Genomic DNA, 17,514 nt, shown 5'->3' with positions numbered 1-17,514 from the left:
CCCCACGCGCCCTCCGGCGGAGCCCAACCACCGGGAGCTCACCTATTCATAAGGGGGCTTCCTAATCTAACCGGGCTCGTGATATAACACGAAAAACGGCGCAGGAGAACTCCCTGCGCAACGGGACCGGTCCCAGCCTCCTCATCGAATGGCGGCGCATTCCATTGGACATTTCCCACCGGCTCCAAGCCGGACTGGCGGTGGCGACAACGTTCATCCCCAGTCTGCGCTCCCTTTCGACTTCAGGCCCCCGCTCGCGAAGGTCTCGCGCAGGACCCCAACCTTGCCAGAACTGCGGGTCGGCCTCGGAAAACCTCAGCTGAGCGCACTGCCGACTAATCATCGCCCCCTCCCGTGGTTCGCATTGCCGCGTACGCTTCCCAAGCACCGGACAGCACCAAAGCGACCTGTCCGGTACCGGTCGGGCGACCCATCAAGGGCTCCCGATCGGACCCACTATTTCAACCTAAGAGATCCAAGGAGACGTCATGCTCACCACCGAACAAATTGACCGTCTGCTCAGCCAAGGCGCAAATGTCCTGTCGGGAGACGGAGAAAAGATCGGCTCCATCGGCCAGGTGTTCGTAGACAACGAAGCCGGCCAGCCCAGCTGGGTAACCGTCCGTACGGGCCTGTTCGGGATGTCCGAATCATTTGTTCCCCTCGAGGGTGCTCGGCTGGAGGGCAATGACATCGTCGTCCCGTACAACAAAAATCAGGTCAAGGACGCGCCAAGGATCGACGCCGATCGGCCTCTGGAGCCTGCCGAGGAAGACCGGCTCTACCAGCATTACCGGATGGACAGCGGACGCGCCTACACCGACGCGGATACAGCTGACGAAGCATCCGCCACACGACAGGACGCCTCCAGAACGGACCGCGCCGAGACCCGCGACGCCACCAGCCCAGCGGGATACGGCACAACGACACCCACCACCGACGCCGCAACGCCACCCACGACACGGCAGGACACCCCCGAAACCGACCGCGCCCAAACCCGCGACGCCACCGGCACAGGGGGATACGGCACAGCGTCAACCACCACCGACGCCGCAACGCCACCCACGACACGACAGGACACCACCGGAACCGACCGCGCCCAAACCCGCGACGCCACCAGCCCAGCGGGATACGGCACAGCGTCACCCACCACCGACGCCGCAACGCCACCCACGACACGGCAGGAAACCCCCGAAACCGACCGCGCCGAAACCCGCGACGCCGCCGGCACAGCCGGATACGGCACCACCACGCCAGCCACCGACACCGCCCGTACCCCAGCCACACCACAGGACACCGATAAGGACCGCGCCGAAACCCGCGACGCCACGGGCCGGGGGCGCCTGCGCAAATACGTCACGACGGAAACCGTCACCAGGACGGTGCCAGTGCAGCGCGAAGAGGTTCGTATCGAGCGGGAACCGATTGCCGAGGAAGACCGCGACGAGGTCTCGAACCGTCCGGCCAGCGACGACGAGGTAATCCTTCACGAAGAGCGAGTCATAGTGACCAAGGAGACCGTCCCGGTTGAACGGGTCCGCATCGTTACTGAAACGGTCGCAGATGAAGTCACCATCCGTGAGAAGGTCCACAAGGAACACTTTGACGGCGAGGACAGCGAGGGATCAGAGGGCTCCGAGGGAACCGACGCCAGCCGCGGCTGAACATGCGGATTGGTTTAGATGCCCGGGGCAAAGGCTGCGACCCATGGCCCCGGGCATCTTGTTGTCGGAACGGGGGGTTCGGGCGATTGGTGGCCCCCGGCCACACCCCTCGACCTAAAGGGTTAACGGGATCCCCTGCCCACCGGTACGGCTATGGCCTCTCGCCTGCGGCAGTGCCAGTATGTTGGGAATCAGGCTGAACCACGGAGCCTGGCTCCGGGCGGAAAGGACTCGAGGTCATGACCTACATCAACAACTTCGGCGATGTGGGGCGCGGCGACGTCGCCGTGGCAGGCGGCAAGGGCGTCGGACTGGGCGGCCTCAGCCAGGGAGGGCTCCCGGTCCCGCCGGGGTTCGTGCTGAACACCGCAGCCTACGCGGATTATGTGGCTGCCAACCATCTCGAGGCCGGCATCCATGAACTTGCCGTACTGTCGCCACACGCGGCACCACAGGACTACGAGGAAGCCTCGAACCGGATCCGCGCCCTTTTCACCAGCGGCACCATGCCGCACGCCATCGCGGCGGAGCTCGGCGCCGCCTACGGGAGGCTAGGCGACGGAGGCACAGCCGTGGCGGTGCGCTCCTCCGCCACGGCCGAGGACCTCGCCTCAGCCAGCTTCGCCGGGCAACAGGAAACCTACCTCAACGTCCGGGGGACGGAGGCTGTGGCCGCGGCCGTGACCGAGTGCTGGGCCTCCCTGTGGACGGCGCGTGCCATGGCCTACCGCGCCCGTGAAGGCATCGACCCGGACACGGTGCGCCTCGCCGTCGTGGTCCAACAGATGGTCGACGCCGAGGCCGCCGGGGTGATGTTCACCGCCAATCCGGCCAACGGGCGCCGCGACCAGACGGTGATCAGTGCCGCGTGGGGCCTGGGCGAGTCCGTTGTCAGCGGATCGGTCACCACGGACGACGTCGTCGTGGAAGCAGGGACGGGCCGTGTGCTGTCGCGCCGGACAGCTGACAAGGAGGTCATGACCGTCTACGCGGAGCGCGGCACCCTGGAGCAGCCGGTGACGGCGACGCGCCGCCGGCAGGCCGTATTGGACGACCCGGCGGCGGCTGAGCTGGCCGGCTACGGAACACGGATCGCGGAGCATTTCGGGACGCCGCAGGACATCGAGTGGGCACGCGCCGGTGGCGAGTTCTTCATCCTGCAATCCCGGCCCATCACCGCTCTGCCCGAACCGGCAGCCGACATCCCGGACACCTGGCCGGTGCCCTACCGGCACGGGCTCTACTTCCGGGCAAGCATCGTTGAACAGCTGCCCGATCCGCTCTCACCGCTGTTCGCCGACCTCATTGACGGCTCGGTGTCACGGTCGCTGAGGGCCCTGATGGCCGGCGCCGTCGGCAAGGAGGTCATCCGCGAGGACGACGTCGGGCTGCCCACTATCAACGGCTACGCCTATTACTACTACCGCAACTCGGGAATGTGGCGGGTGATGGGCAAGTCGCTGACGGCGATGCGTGCGCTGGCCCGTGGCAAGGCGCATATGGGAGTGGCCGGCTGGCGGGAATTTTCGCATCCCCGCTACGAGCAGGTGATCAAGGACTGGTCCGCGAAGCCCGTCGGGGATCTCTCCGGAGAGGAACTGCTGGCGGGTGTTCAGACGCTGCTTGACGCCGGCACGGTGTACTACACGGCCGTGCAGTCCATCATTCCGATCGCCGCAACAAGCGAAATCTCCTTCCGGGCCTACTACGACAAGTTCGTTCGGCGCGACGGCGATCCCCCCGCCCAGACCTTCCTCCTTGGTTACGACAGCGAACCCATCCGCGCAGAGAAGTCGCTATACGACCTCGCAGCCTGGGCCCGGGACGTCCCGGGGCTGGCCCCGGCGATCCTCAACGCCCCCACCGCTGCGCTGGCCGGGCCGCAACGCACCGGGTCCACGCCTGCCGGAGTGGACCCGGCACCCTGGCAGCAATGGCAGGCCCGCTTCCAGGAGCACCTCGGCCGGTTCGGCCATGCGGTCTATAACCTGGACTTCGTCAGTCCGGTGCCTGCTGACGATCCCTCGCCGCTGCTGGAGACCGTGAAGTTTTACCTGCGGGGACATGGCAATGACCCATACGAGCGCCAGCGGCTCTCGGCCGCCCGCCGCGAAGATGAAACCAGCCAAATCATCGCCCGGCTCGGGCCGCGGCGCCGGGCCGCATTCCTCCGGCTGCTTCGGTGGGCGCAAAATGCGGCTCCGATCCGCGAGGACGCCCTTGCCGACGTCGGACTGGCGTGGCCGCTGCTGCGGCGGATGCTGTTCGAGCTCGGACGACGGCTCGTCGGCTCCGCTGTCATCGCCGAGCCCGCCGACGTGTTCTGGCTGCGCCACCGGGAGTTGCGCAGCGCCGTCGAGTTCGGCCTTGCCGGGTCGGGCACACCGGCAGCCGTGGCAATTACCGGGGCAGACCGGCCCGTCCGCGCCGGCGCCGTCGAGGGGCGCAAGATGCTGTGGCGGGGCCAGGCCAAGGCCGCTGCCCCGCAGCTGTTGCCGGAGAGCCGGTGGATGGAGCGGGCCTTCGGCTCAATGATGCCGGCAGGCCCACAGGATCAGCTCGGCGACGTCATCAAGGGCGTCGGCGCCAGCGCGGGCCGGGTCACCGCCCCGGCCCGCGTCCTGAGGGGCCCCCAGGATTTCGGCCTGATGGAGCCCGGGGAAGTCCTGGTAGCCCGCATCACCACCCCGGCCTGGACCTCGCTGTTCGCGATGGCCTCCGCCGTGGTGACCGACGTCGGCGGGCCGTTGAGCCACAGCTCGATCGTGGCCCGCGAGTACGGCATCCCGGCCGTGCTTGGCACAGGCGTGGCCACCCAGCGGCTCACCAGCGGCCAACGGATCCGCGTTGACGGCGACGCCGGCACCGTCACGGTCGCAGACTGACCGCGTCATCAGGACAGTTCCCCGAGTTCCGCCGACCACGGAGGATTGGCGCCCTTCCGGGAGCAGGTGATCGCCGCTGCACGGTTCGCGTACGAGGCGACTGCGTGGAGCTGATCCAGGGTCAGGGTCTGCAGTTGCCGTCTTCCCTCCGCCCCGAGCGCTCCAAGTTTGGCGAGTCCGGAAATAAGCCCCGCCATGAAGGAATCACCGGCGCCCACAGTATCTGACACTCGGATCGGTTCAGCTGCCATCTCGACCCGCCCGTTTCCGGACAGGATGACCGGGCCTGAGGCTCCGCGCGTCAGGGCCACCACCGCCGGCCCCAGTTCCAGCCAGGCCTGCAGGGATTCTTCCGGTGCCCGGTCCGGGTAGAGCCAGCGCAGGTCTTCGTCGCTGGCTTTGACAATGTCGCTCGCCGCCACGAACACTTCCGCCTGCCGGCGTGCCGCAGCCGCATCGGGACTGATCGCGGGCCGGCAATTGGGATCGAAACTGGTCGTCGCGTGCTCCCGGGCGGCCTCTACCAGGGCAAGGGTGGCCTGCTCCCCCGGCGGGAGCACCGTAGCGATAGATCCCGTGTGGACGTGGGTGGAACCTTTGACGGCAGCGAGGGCCGGGAGGGACGCCCCACTGATTGCCCAGGTGATCGAGAAGGCGTATTCGGCGGCACCGTCAGATCCCAGGGTGGCGAGGGCCGTAGATGTGGCCGCGCTTCCGCCGTTGACCACCTGGACGCCGTTCGTTTGCAGATGCTCTTCCAGCAGGTGTCCGTGCGGGTCAAGGCCATAGTGGGTCACCAGGATTGTCCTGAGGTCGAGGCGCGCAGCCCCCACTGCCACGTTGAGGGGGCTGCCCCCGGGGTGGGCCTGCCCGCCGGCAGGACCGCGGGGGTCGCGGATGATGTCGACAAGGGATTCGCCAATGACCGTCAGGACACCGTCCCCCGCGGGGAGGCGGGGCGCTGGGGTGGCGTCGGTGATGCGCATCAGCGGCCCGGGTAGACGACAGTTTTGAGCTGACCGGCCTGCTTGCCCGCTTTGAGTGCTTCTTCCGAGTCGGCCAGCGCAAACTTGCCGGTCACCAGGATGTCCAGATCTACTTTTCCGTCCGCGATCAGCTGGATGGCCAGCGGCCAGGTGTTGGTGTAGCGGAAGACGCCCGAGAGCCAGATTTCGCGGTTCTGGATGTAGGAGACGGGGAGTTCGACGTTGTCGGCTCCGAGCCCGACCAGGATGACCCGGCCGGCCGGTCCAACGGCTTTGATGCCGGAACGGACGGCCTGCGGGGCGCCGGAGGCGTCAATGAAGGCATCGACGTCGAGCCCTTCGGTACTGTCCGTCAAGGCGTTCAAGGCATGGGTGGCGCCGTGTTCCAGGGCGAAAGCGAGCCTTTCTTCTGCGATGTCCGTGATGTAGATTTCGGTCGCCCCGTAAGCGCGGGCCGCTTGGGCGGCGATGATGCCGATGGGGCCGGCTCCGGCGATCAGGACCCGGCTGCCGGGCTTGATCTGGGCGCGTTCGCAGGCCCAGAGGCCAACGGAGAGTGGTTCGATGAGGGCTGCCGCCTCGTCGCTGACGCTGTCTGGGATGTCGTAAGCGAAGTCGTCCTGGATCCTCACGTATTCGGTGAAAGCTCCGTCGATCGGCGGGGTGGCGTAGAACTCGATGTCCTGGCACAGGTTGTACCGTCCGGCCTTGCACTGCTTGCAGGTGCGGCAGGGCCGTTGGGGTTCGACGGCGACCCGCCGGCCAACGCGGGAGGGGTCCACGTCGCTGCCGACGGCGGCGATGCGTCCGGAGAGCTCGTGGCCCAGGATCAACGGGTGGTCCACGACGTAGTCGCCGATCCGGCCGTGCTCATAGTAATGGACGTCGCTGCCGCACACACCGACGGCGGTGACCTGCACCAGAACCTGGTCCGCGTCCAACTCCGGGACGGACAGTGTTTCCATGGCCATGTCGCCCTGGCGCTTGAGGACGGCGGCGCGCATGGTGGCGGGCACTTCCGGATGTCCGGGGGTGCGGGACTGTGCGGTTGATGTGGTCATCGAAGGAATCCTTTGCGGTTTGGAGAGGCGGTGGCGGGCTATTTGACGGCGCTATTTCACTGCACCCAGGGAGAGACCCTGGACGAGTTTGTCCTGGGCGGCGAAACCTGCGAACAGCACTGGCAGGGAGATTACGACGGCGGCGGCGCAGACCTTGGCAATGAACAGGCCCTGGCCCGAGACAAAGCCGGTGAGAAAGACCGGGGCGGTGCCGGCCACGACGCCGGTGAGGACCCGCGCCAGGAGGAGTTCGTTCCAGCTGAAGATAAAGCAGATCAGCGCGGTGGCTGCGATGCCGGGCATTGCCACCGGGGCGATGACCTTTCGGAGCGTGAGCAGCAGGGTGGCGCCGTCGATCTGGGCGGCCTCAAGCATTTCGACGGGCACTTCGGCAAGGAAGGACCGCATCATCCACACGGCGATGGGCAGGTTCATCGAGGTGTACATCAGGACCAGGAACCAGATGTTATCCAGCGCGCCGGCGGTTTTGGCGAAGAGGTAGAGCGGCAGGACTGCGGCGACGACGGGCATCATCTTCGTGGAGAGGAAGAAGAACAGAACGTCGGTCCACTTTTTCACCGGCCGGATTGACAGGGCGTACGCGGCGGGGATGGCCAGCAGCAGGACCAGGACGGTGGAGAAGATCGAGGCGGTGGCGGAGTTAATCAGCGACGGCCAGGGGCTGACGCCGGAAGTTGCGCCGAAGAACTCCTTGTAGGCGTCCAGGTTAAGGTCGGCGGCGATCGACGGCGGGTTGGTGGCGGCGTCAATTTCGGAGTGGAATGAGGTCAGGATCATCCACAGGACCGGCACCGCGAACAGCAGCGCCAGCAGCCAGGCGGCAAGGCCGGCGGCGGTGTTGTTGCGGGTGGGGTCCATGCGTGACTTGCCCCGGCGTCGTGATCCCGTGGTCGGGGTGGACGGGGTGGGGACTGATGACGTGGGCCCGGCGGGGGTGAGGGTGCTCATCGTGCTGCCTCCTTCTTGAAGAGCGAGAATACGGTGCGGAGTGCGAAGGTCGCCACGAAGATGGTGCCGATGACCACCACGACGCCGGCCGCTGAGGCCAGGCCGTATTCGTTGGCGTAATAGAACGTCTCGTAGATGGCGTAGGGCAGGTTGGCCGTGCCGAGGCCGCCGGAGGTGATGACGAAGGTGGCGTCGAAGTTCTGCACGATATAGATGGCCCCGAGCAGTCCACCGAGTTCCAGATACTGGCGCAGGTGCGGGAGGGTGAGATGGCGGAAAATTGCCCAGGGAGTGGCACCGTCCATCTGGGCAGCTTCAACGGTGTCCATGGGTCGGGACTGCAGGCCGGCGAGCAGGATGAGCATCATGAACGGGGTCCACTGCCAGACCAGGGAGACGATGATGGCCATCAGGGGTGCCGACGACAGCAGGTCCGGCTGCGGCGGGGCGTCGGAGCCGAAGAGCGACCAGATCCAGGTGAGGGAGCCGTTGATCAGACCGTAAACCGGGTTGAGGATGGCGTGCTTCCAGATGAGCGCAGCCGCGACCGGAACGATGAGGAAGGGTGCGATCAGCAGAGTCCGGGCCAGGCCCCGGCCAATGAACTTCTTGTCCAGGAGCAGGGCCAGGCCGAGGCCGAGGACCAGGCTGACCAGGACCACCGAGACGGTCTCGACGATGGTGGTGAGGATTGCCTGGAGCATGTACGGGTCGGTGACCACCTGGATGTAGTTCTCGAACCCGGCGAATCCGGTCTTGTCCGGGCTCAGGCTGTTCCAGTTCATGAACGAAATGATCAGGGTCACCACGAATGGAAGCTGGGTGACGATGATGAGGAAGATCAGGGCCGGCAGCAGCGGTGCCCGCCGTGCCCAAGCCACTGCGCGTTCCCGCGCCCTGGCGTTCCTGGATGGTTTGGCTGTGCTGCTCCCTTGCCGGGAGACGCGCGCCGTTGCGGTAGTCATAATGTTCTCCTGCGGCTGGGTTGTTACTTCTTGTACTTGTCGCCGACTTTTTGTGCGGCTTCCTGGCCCTTGGCCACCGCATCGGCAACGGAGCCCTGGCCGGCGATGGCGGAGCTCACACCTTGGGACACCCTGGTGCCCAGGGCCGCGAACTCGGGAATACCGACGAACTGGATGCCGACCGCCGGCCGCGGCTGGACACCGGGGTTGGTCGGATCCGCGTTCTCAATGGCGAAGCGTTCGGCCTTGAAGAACGGCGCGGCCTGCTGGAACTCGGTGTTTTCGTACGTGGAAATGCGCTTACCGGACGGGACCTTGGACCAGCCGAGCTTGGACGCGACCAGTTCCTCGTACTTCTTCGAGCTGGCCCAGGCGATAAATTTGGCGGCAGCGTCCTGTTTCTTGGAGGCCGCCTGCATCGCCCAGGACCAGGTCCACAGCCAGCCGGAGGACTTGGTCTCTTTCACGGGCGCCTGGGCATAACCAATCTTTCCCTTCACGGGAGAGGCCTCGGCTTCCAGGGCACCGGCCGCGGAGGTGGCGTCGTACCACATGGCGACCTTGCTTTGGCTCATGTTGTTCAGGCATTCCGTGAACCCGGCCTGGGCGGCGCCCGCTTCACCGTGCTCCCGCACCAGCTTGGTGTAGAACTCCGTGGCTGCGGTGAATTCGGGGGCGTTGACCTTCGCATTCCAGTCCTTGTCGAACCAGGTCCCGCCGAAGGTGTTCACCACGGTGGTCAGTGGTGCGAAGACCTGGCCCCAGCCGGGCTGGCCGCGCAGGCAGATGCCCTTCATCCCTGGCGTCGCCCCGTCAGCCTTGGCGGCGAGGTCGGCGACCTGGTCCCAGGTCGGCTTCTCCGGCATAGTCAGTCCTTTGGCGTCGAAGATGTCCTTCCGGTACATCAGGAAGGAGGATTCCCCGTAGAAAGGTTCGCCGTAGAGTTTGCCGTCCGTGCCGGTCAGCGACGCCGTGTAGGCCGGCAGGATGTCCGCCTGGTTGAACTCGGCATCCTTGGCCACGTTGTCCAGCGGTGCCAGCCACCCGTTGGCGGAATAGAACGGGATCTCGTAGTTGGACAGTGACGCAATGTCGTACTGGCCGGCCTGGCTTGAGAACTCCTGGCTGATCTTGGCGCGGACGTCGTTTTCCGGCAAGACGGTGTAGTTGACCCGGATGCCGGTTTCCTTCGTGAAGTTATCAGCGGTGAGCCGCTGCAGGTCCTCCATCTGGGGGTTATTGACCATCAGGACATTGATGCTGTTCGGGTCGCCTGCGGAATTGCCGCCGCCGGCGCCTGCACAGGCCGAGGCGCTGAGTGCCGCGCACAGGGCGCCTGCCGCCATGGCGACGCGTGTTTTTGCGCGCATTAAGGACTCCTTTGTTCGTCAGGGGGTGCGATGCTGCCCTACTCCGATTGCTATGTCGGGGTGCGGGGCGGTGAGCGGGACGAGGGCCTCAATGCCTGGTTCCTCGCTGGTGTTCCTCAAGATTAGGCTTGTGGCATAGGGCACAACTAGCGCGATGCTTGCAGAATTCTGATACTAATTTTCCGGGGCCGGCCCCGTCCGGGCGCTATTCTGGGAAGAGTCGGCACAGATGCCGCACATTTGTCATGATCCGAACGCAAGGAGAACCACGATGAGCGCGGCGGACCCAGGCGGCGGCTCGGCCATCAATGACGGCGCAGCGGCCAGGCTTGCCGAAAGACTCCTGGGGATGCGGGCCAACCGTGAGGTGATTCCGGAAGACCCCAACCATTCCGTGCGCTGGCACGAGCACGACTACCCCAGCCCGGTCGCACGTTGGAACTACCATCCTGAATACGAGCTGCACCTTATCCGGAAGGGCACCGGAAAGTTCATCGTGGGAGACCACATCGGCACTTTCGAGGCCGGGCACCTGGCCCTGGTGGGTTCGGGGCTGCCGCACGACTGGGTCAGCGACCTGAGACCCGGAGAAGTGCTTCAGGGCAGGGACGTCCTTATTCAGTTCGACGGAAAATGGGTGGAGAGGGCCGCCTCGATTCTGCCGGAAATGGCCGAGGTCAAACTCTTGCTGGAGCAGTCCTCGCGCGGGATCGAGTTCCTCGGACGATCAGCCCGTGCCGCCGCCGTTTCCCTGGAGGCGATGGGGACCTCCACCGGATTGCAGCGGCTTCAGCATCTCTTTGACGTGTTGGCGATTCTTTCACGTGCGCCAGAGTCCGAGCGGCGCTACCTCGCCGACGAATGGTTCAGGCCGCAACTGGACGGGCAGGCCGCGGCGGTGGTGGACCTAGTCCTCGAGTATGTCTTCAGCAATCACGCCGGCAGCGTCAGGATGTCCGAGGCGGCGGCGCTGGTGGGTATGTCGGAACCGACATTTTCGAAGTATTTCAAGCGCGCGACCGGCCAGAATTTCAGTGATCTGGTGCGCAAACTTCGGCTGGCCCACGCCCGCCGCCTGCTGGAGCGGAGCGACAAATCGATCTCGGACATCTGCTACGAAGTGGGTTTCACGAACCTGTCCAACTTCAACCGGCATTTCCGCAATGACGCAGGCGAAACCCCCCGGGACTATCGTCAGCGGGTGCAGAACTGACGGCAACAGCGCGGGGTTCTGCACTCTCCGCCCCGGGGCGCGCGAGCTGGTCACCATGGCCCGGCGGTGGGCATCGGCGGTAGATTGTGGGCATGGGACAGGCTTCCTCGGGCCGCCGGGATTTATTCGCTGATCGGATCTTGGGCGTGGCGGAGTTCAGTCACGCGCATTGGTTTTTCGGCAATCTCTATGAGGTCCTCGTCAAAATCCCGCACCGCGTCGCGGCGGCGGAAGCAAGCCGTGAACTGCCCCGCTCGCCCTTTGGGGCGGGAAGCCCGGGCCGTTATTACGCACCGATTGCACCGATCAATGCGCCGGCGGCAATCGGTGCCCTCGTGGCAGGCTGGAATCATGCCGACAGCAGGCCATGGCTGCTAGTCGCTGCGGCCAGCTCGACGACGGGTGCGGCCGCGACCGCCTATCTGCTCCGGTCCATCAACCCCGACCTGTTCTTCAGCCCGCAACCGCTCAGTGAGACGCGCCGCAACCCCCTGCTGAAGCGGTGGTACAGGGTCCACGCCCTCAGGCTCGCCGCCAGCGCAGTTGCCCTGGCCGCCATCCACGAGGCCCGAACACTCCGGCTCCGAAACCGCGGATAACAGCCAGGCGCCGCAACCTGAAGGAGATCTTCATGGGCAAGTTGACAGTGACTTCACCGCCGGCACATTCAACGCCATGCCGAAGTATGTCGTGTCGACCACGCTGGACCACGCCGGCTGGAACAACAGCACGATTATCGCCGACGACATACCCGGCCAGGTCCGCGAGCTTCGCGAGCGGGAGAACGGGCGTGGCAAGAAAATGCTGCCGGAGGACGGAACCCGGCACACATTGCGGATCGTCGAACTTGAACTCCTCGAAGGCGGGATGCTGGCCCTCCGAATGGCGCCGGCAGGGTCCTAAGGAGAGCACATCAGAGGATGCGCCTAGCTATCGCGCTTGGGTGCCGCCCGGACATGGGTGCGCTGACCTTGTTTGCCGATAAGGCTGAGGAATTCGACCGGACCGGCGCTGGTTGCGCCGAACCAGTGCGGGGTTCGGGTGTCGAACTCCACGGCTTCGCCGGGCCTGAGGATCAGGTCATGTTCACCGAGGACCAGGCGCAAGGTGCCATTGAGGACATAGGCCCAGTCGTAGCCTTCGTGGGTACGCAGCTGAGGCTCCTGCCCATCCCTGCCCTTGGGGAGGATGAACTTGTAGGCCTGAATGCCGCCTGGGCGTCGCGTGAGAGGCAAGATCGTCGACCCGTCCGGACCGGCGACGGGACGCAGATTGAGCCGGGGGTCGCCGGTCGGCGGCGCATCGACGAGTTCGTCGAGGGTTACCCCGTGCACGCGGGCCAGCGGGAGCAGCTGCTCGAGAGTGGGCCGCCGCAGGCCTGCTTCGAGTCTGGAGAGTGTGCTGGCGGAGATGCCTGTCTGCTCGGCGAGGTCTGCGAGGGTGACGTCCCGGCGGAGTCGCAGGCGCTTGAGGCGCGGCCCGACGGCGCTGAGTGTGTGGTCGAGATCGTCATTCATGAGGCTATTTTGCCATTCGGCAATACCGCTTGCACATCCACCTGCCGGCCCGGGAGCATGGAATCTGAAGGCACATCAGATCGTAAGGGGTTCCACATGGCCGGGACGGCAAAGACATCGCCAGGGGAAGCAGCGGGCGGACGCGACGGTGACGCGATGACGCACAGCTTCGACAAGGACTACTGGCAACAGCACTGGGAGCATGCCCACGATCCCGCCCAGGCAGATTCGGGAGGGGCTGCCCCGAACCCGCATCTCATCCGCGAAACCAGCGGAATCGCACCGGGAACAGCGCTGGATGCCGGGTGTGGGACAGGGGCAGAGGCGACCTGGCTCGCCGCGCACGGCTGGCAGGTCACCGGCGCCGACATCTCCGGCGCTGCCCTCGCCCAAGCGGCCGAGCGTGCCGAAGGGCAGCCTATGTCCGGCAAGGTGACCTGGGTCGAGGCGGACCTGACGTCATGGGAACCGGGAGATCGGTTCGACCTTGTGACCACCCACTACGCTCATCCGGCGATGCCGCAGCTTGCCTTCTACGAACGCATCTCGGATTGGGTAGCCCCCGGCGGCACGCTGTTGATCGTCGGGCACCTGCACGCTCCCGCCTCCCCGGGGCACGGGCACCGCCCTCCCCCGGAAGCGACTGTTACCCTCGCGGACATCACCGGGGGTCTCGACGCTGCCGTATGGAGCATCACGAGTGCCGAGGAGATCACGCGGACACTCCCCGGACCCGGTGACCGTGCGTTGCCGCGGCAAGACGTCGTCGTGCGTGCCACCCGGCGCGGGTGACCTCACAGTTTCCGCCGCGCTGCACCCCCGGTGTTGCTCAGTCCGGCCGGCTGGCATCTACCGGGTAGGTCATGAACGCCGGCGTCTCGTACGGATGAACGGACAAAGCGGCATTGACGACGGCGTTACGCCGGGAGCGGGGGAAGATTGCCTCGATCCGGGTTTCCGGCACCTCCTCGGAGGAACCGACGACGCCGACGAACGGGGTCGCGCCGGGTAACGGGGTAAAATGCCCGGTGCCGTCGAGGCTGAACGAGCAGTGGGAGTAATTGCCGAGCCTGCCCGCCCCGGCGTCGCCAATGGCCTGCCGGACCGCGGGCGCAGCGTCGGTGGGGACGTAAATGACCAGACAATCCATGGGCTCCATGGCAGAAAGTCTGCCACCGGGTGCCTCTCAGCGCCGAGGGTTCCAGCTAATCAGAATGTGGATGCTCCGGACCCGCCGAGCGGGTCCTCGCGCTCGATCTGGGCGACCTTCGGATCGTTCTCGTCGGCGCCGTAATCGGAGTTGCGCACGGTGTCCATGAACAAATGGCAAGGCCATGCAACACTGGTCGGATGCCGGCGTTCAGCATCCTCACATCCAACGGGTTTTCCGATGCCGAGGTTCTCTCGTTGTACGAATCTGTGGGGTGGGCCGCCTATACCCGGGATCCGGAACTGCTCGCCAGAGCGATCCGAAGTTCCTCATTTGTCGTGACGGCCCGGAATGGGGATGGTGAGCTAGTTGGCCTCGCGAGGGTTGTGTCCGACGATGCGACCATCTGCTATTTGCAGGACATCCTTGTACGGCCGCCTTTCCAAGGCGCGGGCGTAGGCCGGGCTCTGGTGGAGCACGTCACGGCACGATACGCGCATGTCCGGCAAACAGTGCTCATCACTGACAATGAACCAGGGCAACGCGCCTTCTACGAAGCCATGGGTTTTACGGAAGGGTCGAACTTCGCTCCGGAACCCGTGCGTGTCTTCGCTCTATTTCGGTAGTCCCGGAGTTTCAGTTCGAAATGACTGGTATGTTCCAGGACCTTTCGTAATGAGCCGCTGCGAACTCCCCAGCCTGTAAGAATGGGGCATGCCCCCGCCTAGCTTTCCGATCAGACGGTTGGCCGAAGACCCGGCCCACGTCCTCGACCGCCGTCGGTGGCCAGGCAACCTGCCCCCTGTCGCACAGGTTCTGGACCAAGGGCTCGACCTGACCCCGGCCACAATCTTCGTAGGCGAAAATGGGTCGGGAAAATCCACTCTCGTGGAAGCCATCGCACTGGCTTATGGCTTGTCTCCAGAAGGCGGATCTACAGGCGCCCGCCACAGCACCCGATCCACGGAGTCCATACTTGCCGATCACCTGCAGCTTGTCCGCACCGCCGGCGCCACAAGACGCGGCTACTTCCTGCGCGCGGAAACCATGCACGGCTTCTTCACCTACCTCGAGAAGAACCCGAGCACCGCGGGTCCGGACATCTCGTTCCACGACATGTCACACGGTGAATCGTTCCTGGAACTGGCCGTGGATCGTTTCCGGGGACCCGGATTGTGGGTGCTCGATGAACCGGAATCAGCGCTGTCCTTCGCGGGATGCCTCAGCCTCCTTGCGGTCTTGAAAGATCTCCTCGCCGAAGGCTCCTCGCAAGTCATCATGTCCACGCACTCCCCAGTTCTTGCAGCGCTTCCAGGCGCGCAGATTCTCGAAGTCGGCCCGTGGGGACTTCGGCAGCAGGAATGGTCGGACCTCGATCTGGTTTCCAACTGGCGATCATTCATGGACTCCCCCGAAAGATACCTGAGACACCTATAAGGCCGGCCCGGTCGGGGTTGAACTAACGGCGTCCCCGAACGGAAAATGCCAGACAACGCCACAGGGGAAAAACGAACCGCCGACCGCGGTCAACGCTCATGTCATGTGTCGAGCTTTCCAGACTTCCTTTGGGCGAGGCGCTGGAGTTGCCGTGCGTGAACGCCGCTCACCCAGTCCCACCCGGGAGCGGCCGATGGGCCGACCCGCGGGTCGCTGGGCTCATGGGCGTCACGCAAGGCGTGCACGTACGCCCGATCCTGGTCGATCCGTGCGTGTACCTGTTCAGCTCCGCCGACGGACCCGTGTCCGGGGACAAGGACATCGACGTCGCCCGCCACGCCCTCGAGCAGCCGCAGCGCGGCGAGGTAGTCCTCGATCGGGTCTTCGGTGTCGTTCAAGTCGAGCATCGGGATCAAAACATCAGAAAGCATGTCGCCGGCGACGAGAACCCCACGTTCCTCAATCAACAGCGCCGCGTGGCCCGGGGCATGTGCTCGATGCTCGAGAATGCGGACTTGGGGCCCATCCCAAGGAATCTGCACCGTCCCGACGGGCAGGCCGGTAATAAGGCCGAGGAGGTCCAGCGGTACCTGTTCGGGGATGCCGGCCGCCTTCGCGACCGCGTCCACTCCGCCCGACAGCCGATCCCGGGCGGTAGCCGCGCAGCGCGCGGTGCCGTAACGGGGAACCGCGCCGAGCCCGGCGTGCCAAAGCAGGTGGTCCCAATGAGGATGCGTCGAGAAGCCTGCCACAACGGTCTGGCCCGAATCGGACAGATCCTTCGCGAGGCAGTCCATTTCGTAGCCGTGCACCCCGGCGTCGATGAGCAACACGCCAGCCCGGCCCTTTACGACGACGGCGTTACTCTCGCAGAACTCGCTCTCGTGGATCAGCACACCCTCCGCGACCTGCCTCAACACGAGCTGGCCTCGTTTACATCGCGGACGGCGTGGTTGTCCCCCGGAACTTGCTCGACCCGCAGCTCGGCGGAGACATTCATCCAATGGTCGATGCGGCCCATCATCTCCTCTTCCTAACAGTGATACGTTCTGCAACTCCTATAGTGAGGACTAAATACCTGTCAAGGAGGAATCGTGGAACCTCGGTCCCAGTACACCGTCGCCAGCTGGGGCCTCGGCTGGCGCACCAAGACGGTTGACCGTTTTGCTAGGATCGGACCAGTCTTTCGTCCCCTACCTTTCAGTTGGCGGCCGGTGGATCCCGGAAATGCGCGCCAGGGTGCTTCAGAGAAGGCCAGCGGAACTCCCGATCAACTCGCGCAGCGGGTGGGTAAAGATCCTGCTTCCACATCCCAGAGTTGAAGTTGAGGTTCACAGATGGTCATTCAGGATCGCGCGAAGGCCACCCGCGGTGCCATTGTCGTCGGTGCCGCTGCGGTCTTTGAGGAGCACGGCTACGGCAGTGCCAGCCTGACCCAGGTCTCTGAGACAGCCGGGGTGACCAAGGGCGCCCTCTATTTCCACTTTCAGTCCAAGGAAGATCTCGCCAGGGCGGTCATCGAGGAGCAGCATCGGATCGTCGTGGCCGAAAGCGAGAGCATCCTTGCCGGGGATTGGCCAGGCCTGACGGCAATGATCCTGCTGTGCCGCGCTTTCGGTCTTCAGCTCGTGCACGAGCCAGTTGTCAGGGCCGGCATCCGATTGACGTTTGAAGCGACGGCTTTTGGTCCGCCCGTGCGCGGCCCCTACGAGGACTGGATCGCCGTCATGGAGCAGCTTACCGAACGGGCCAAGGCAGAATTGCAGGTCCGGCCCTCCGTCGACGCCGGGACATTTGCCCGATACCTTGTTGCTTCGTTCACCGGGGTTCAGATGGTCTCCGGAGTACTTACCGACCGAGCGGACGTCATGCAACGGATCGAAGAGATGTGGGAGATCGTGCTGCCGGGGATCATGCATGACGATTTCAACGATGACGCCCATGCTCTCTCCGGACTGGTTTCCGCTGGAAGCCCCAACCCGCCGCGGAATCCCACCCCACCAGCACCGTGACGGGCTCACACGGCCACCGAGTACTGCAGCCCCGGGCAGGTGGCGCCTTGCTTGCCATCCGCGGGACTTTCAGCGAGTCCAACTCCCATAAACCGGATGACCGCCTTGTTTTAGGGTGAGTGGTCATTTATTCTTGTCTCGGATCCATTGGGGACTCCGCTCGGAGAGCGGCTGTGTCGGCGCGCATTTTTTGGGGGGCGCCGGCACAGACCCCTGGCCTGGACTGTCCGCCATGGCGATCCAAACGTGACGGCGGCGGCCGCCGCCGTCACGTTTGGATCGCCA

17 protein-coding genes are annotated in these 17,514 nt (G+C 65.1%); 9 read left to right on the top strand and 8 right to left on the bottom strand.

The features are described 5' to 3' along the window. Positions 1-488: 488 nt before the first annotated feature. Positions 489-1,664, top strand: coding sequence for a PRC and DUF2382 domain-containing protein (locus AC1D1A_RS15825; protein ID WP_476948130.1), 1,176 nt, complete (start codon positions 489-491; stop codon positions 1,662-1,664). Positions 1,665-1,903: 239 nt separating this feature from the next. Further along, positions 1,904-4,549 (top strand): PEP/pyruvate-binding domain-containing protein, encoded by a 2,646-nt coding sequence (locus AC1D1A_RS15820; protein WP_476948129.1) that lies wholly within the window; start codon positions 1,904-1,906, stop codon positions 4,547-4,549. A gap of 8 nt (positions 4,550-4,557) precedes the next feature. On the opposite strand, the gene AC1D1A_RS15815 is transcribed toward AC1D1A_RS15820, so the two are convergent. Genes AC1D1A_RS15815 through AC1D1A_RS15795 form a run of 5 tightly spaced genes read right to left on the bottom strand, consistent with a single transcriptional unit; the run spans position 4,558 to position 9,900 of the window. After that, entirely contained in the window at positions 4,558-5,535 is a 978-nt protein-coding gene (locus AC1D1A_RS15815; RefSeq protein WP_476858477.1) for a carbohydrate kinase family protein, read from the bottom strand. Continuing rightward, the gene (locus AC1D1A_RS15810) at positions 5,535-6,596 is read right to left on the bottom strand and encodes an NAD(P)-dependent alcohol dehydrogenase (protein ID WP_476948128.1); all 1,062 of its coding nucleotides are present in this window, start codon (positions 6,594-6,596) and stop codon (positions 5,535-5,537) included. The genes AC1D1A_RS15815 and AC1D1A_RS15810 overlap by 1 nt, the downstream gene beginning before the upstream one ends. 51 nt (positions 6,597-6,647) lie before the next feature. Continuing rightward, positions 6,648-7,565, bottom strand: coding sequence for a carbohydrate ABC transporter permease (locus tag AC1D1A_RS15805; protein ID WP_476858476.1), 918 nt, complete (start codon positions 7,563-7,565; stop codon positions 6,648-6,650). Further along, positions 7,562-8,530, bottom strand: coding sequence for a carbohydrate ABC transporter permease (locus tag AC1D1A_RS15800; protein WP_476930953.1), 969 nt, complete (start codon positions 8,528-8,530; stop codon positions 7,562-7,564). Before AC1D1A_RS15800 ends, AC1D1A_RS15805 begins: the two co-directional genes overlap by 4 nt. Positions 8,531-8,553: 23 nt before the next feature. Beyond that, positions 8,554-9,900 (bottom strand): ABC transporter substrate-binding protein, encoded by a 1,347-nt coding sequence (locus AC1D1A_RS15795; RefSeq protein WP_476948127.1) that lies wholly within the window; start codon positions 9,898-9,900, stop codon positions 8,554-8,556. 271 nt (positions 9,901-10,171) lie between these two features. Here AC1D1A_RS15795 and AC1D1A_RS15790 point away from each other — a divergent pair, with 271 nt between their 5' ends. The 3 genes from AC1D1A_RS15790 to AC1D1A_RS15780 all read left to right on the top strand — a co-directional run bounded on the left by AC1D1A_RS15790 (position 10,172) and on the right by AC1D1A_RS15780 (position 12,016). Further along, a complete protein-coding gene (locus AC1D1A_RS15790; RefSeq protein WP_476948126.1) occupies positions 10,172-11,113 on the top strand; it encodes an AraC family transcriptional regulator in 942 nt (313 codons plus the stop codon). Positions 11,114-11,259: 146 nt separating this feature from the next. After that, positions 11,260-11,712, top strand: a complete 453-nt coding sequence (locus AC1D1A_RS15785) for a hypothetical protein (RefSeq protein WP_476849232.1) — start codon at positions 11,260-11,262, stop codon at positions 11,710-11,712. A 76-nt stretch (positions 11,713-11,788) separates the two neighbouring features. Further along, on the top strand, positions 11,789-12,016 hold the full coding sequence (locus AC1D1A_RS15780; protein ID WP_476849233.1) for a hypothetical protein: 228 nt from the start codon (positions 11,789-11,791) through the stop codon (positions 12,014-12,016). 23 nt (positions 12,017-12,039) lie between these two features. On the opposite strand, the gene AC1D1A_RS15775 is transcribed toward AC1D1A_RS15780, so the two are convergent. Continuing rightward, positions 12,040-12,630 (bottom strand): helix-turn-helix domain-containing protein, encoded by a 591-nt coding sequence (locus AC1D1A_RS15775; protein ID WP_459384676.1) that lies wholly within the window; start codon positions 12,628-12,630, stop codon positions 12,040-12,042. 96 nt (positions 12,631-12,726) lie between these two features. On the opposite strand from AC1D1A_RS15775, the gene AC1D1A_RS15770 reads away from it, so the two are divergent. Further along, positions 12,727-13,422 (top strand): class I SAM-dependent methyltransferase, encoded by a 696-nt coding sequence (locus AC1D1A_RS15770; protein ID WP_476948125.1) that lies wholly within the window; start codon positions 12,727-12,729, stop codon positions 13,420-13,422. Between the two features lie 37 nt (positions 13,423-13,459). Here the strand turns inward: AC1D1A_RS15770 and AC1D1A_RS15765 are convergent, their stop codons facing one another. Continuing rightward, the gene (locus AC1D1A_RS15765; RefSeq protein ID WP_476948124.1) at positions 13,460-13,789 is read right to left on the bottom strand and encodes a hypothetical protein; all 330 of its coding nucleotides are present in this window, start codon (positions 13,787-13,789) and stop codon (positions 13,460-13,462) included. Positions 13,790-13,980: 191 nt separating this feature from the next. Between AC1D1A_RS15765 and AC1D1A_RS15760 the strand changes: the two genes are divergently transcribed. Beyond that, on the top strand, positions 13,981-14,406 hold the full coding sequence (locus tag AC1D1A_RS15760; RefSeq protein WP_476849236.1) for a GNAT family N-acetyltransferase: 426 nt from the start codon (positions 13,981-13,983) through the stop codon (positions 14,404-14,406). Positions 14,407-14,494: 88 nt separating this feature from the next. Further along, positions 14,495-15,217, top strand: coding sequence for an AAA family ATPase (locus AC1D1A_RS15755; RefSeq protein ID WP_476870869.1), 723 nt, complete (start codon positions 14,495-14,497; stop codon positions 15,215-15,217). Between the two features lie 101 nt (positions 15,218-15,318). On the opposite strand, the gene AC1D1A_RS15750 is transcribed toward AC1D1A_RS15755, so the two are convergent. Continuing rightward, positions 15,319-16,113: an MBL fold metallo-hydrolase gene (locus AC1D1A_RS15750; RefSeq protein WP_476872461.1), complete on the bottom strand. Its 795-nt coding sequence runs from the start codon at positions 16,111-16,113 to the stop codon at positions 15,319-15,321. Between the two features lie 441 nt (positions 16,114-16,554). On the opposite strand from AC1D1A_RS15750, the gene AC1D1A_RS15745 reads away from it, so the two are divergent. Next, positions 16,555-17,229, top strand: a complete 675-nt coding sequence (locus AC1D1A_RS15745; protein ID WP_476948123.1) for a ScbR family autoregulator-binding transcription factor — start codon at positions 16,555-16,557, stop codon at positions 17,227-17,229. Positions 17,230-17,514: the final 285 nt, after the last annotated feature.

The sequence above is a fragment of the Arthrobacter sp. P1_B9 genome (genome assembly GCF_056406495.1).
Note: the sequence above shows the minus strand (reverse complement) of the source record. Positions and strands in the feature narration are given on the sequence as shown.

Excerpts from the sequence above, each read along its gene's own strand:
- AC1D1A_RS15825 (WP_476948130.1), top strand. The coding sequence starts at position 489 with ATGCTCACCACCGAACAAATTGACCGTCTGCTCAGCCAAGGCGCAAAT.
- AC1D1A_RS15820 (WP_476948129.1), top strand. The coding sequence starts at position 1,904 with ATGACCTACATCAACAACTTCGGCGATGTGGGGCGCGGCGACGTCGCC.
- AC1D1A_RS15815 (WP_476858477.1), bottom strand. The coding sequence starts at position 5,535 with ATGCGCATCACCGACGCCACCCCAGCGCCCCGCCTCCCCGCGGGGGAC.
- AC1D1A_RS15810 (WP_476948128.1), bottom strand. The coding sequence starts at position 6,596 with ATGACCACATCAACCGCACAGTCCCGCACCCCCGGACATCCGGAAGTG.
- AC1D1A_RS15805 (WP_476858476.1), bottom strand. The coding sequence starts at position 7,565 with ATGAGCACCCTCACCCCCGCCGGGCCCACGTCATCAGTCCCCACCCCG.
- AC1D1A_RS15800 (WP_476930953.1), bottom strand. The coding sequence starts at position 8,530 with ATGACTACCGCAACGGCGCGCGTCTCCCGGCAAGGGAGCAGCACAGCC.
- AC1D1A_RS15795 (WP_476948127.1), bottom strand. The coding sequence starts at position 9,900 with ATGCGCGCAAAAACACGCGTCGCCATGGCGGCAGGCGCCCTGTGCGCG.
- AC1D1A_RS15790 (WP_476948126.1), top strand. The coding sequence starts at position 10,172 with ATGAGCGCGGCGGACCCAGGCGGCGGCTCGGCCATCAATGACGGCGCA.
- AC1D1A_RS15780 (WP_476849233.1), top strand. The coding sequence starts at position 11,789 with ATGCCGAAGTATGTCGTGTCGACCACGCTGGACCACGCCGGCTGGAAC.
- AC1D1A_RS15775 (WP_459384676.1), bottom strand. The coding sequence starts at position 12,630 with ATGAATGACGATCTCGACCACACACTCAGCGCCGTCGGGCCGCGCCTC.
- AC1D1A_RS15770 (WP_476948125.1), top strand. The coding sequence starts at position 12,727 with ATGGCCGGGACGGCAAAGACATCGCCAGGGGAAGCAGCGGGCGGACGC.
- AC1D1A_RS15765 (WP_476948124.1), bottom strand. The coding sequence starts at position 13,789 with ATGGAGCCCATGGATTGTCTGGTCATTTACGTCCCCACCGACGCTGCG.
- AC1D1A_RS15760 (WP_476849236.1), top strand. The coding sequence starts at position 13,981 with ATGCCGGCGTTCAGCATCCTCACATCCAACGGGTTTTCCGATGCCGAG.
- AC1D1A_RS15755 (WP_476870869.1), top strand. The coding sequence starts at position 14,495 with ATGCCCCCGCCTAGCTTTCCGATCAGACGGTTGGCCGAAGACCCGGCC.
- AC1D1A_RS15745 (WP_476948123.1), top strand. The coding sequence starts at position 16,555 with ATGGTCATTCAGGATCGCGCGAAGGCCACCCGCGGTGCCATTGTCGTC.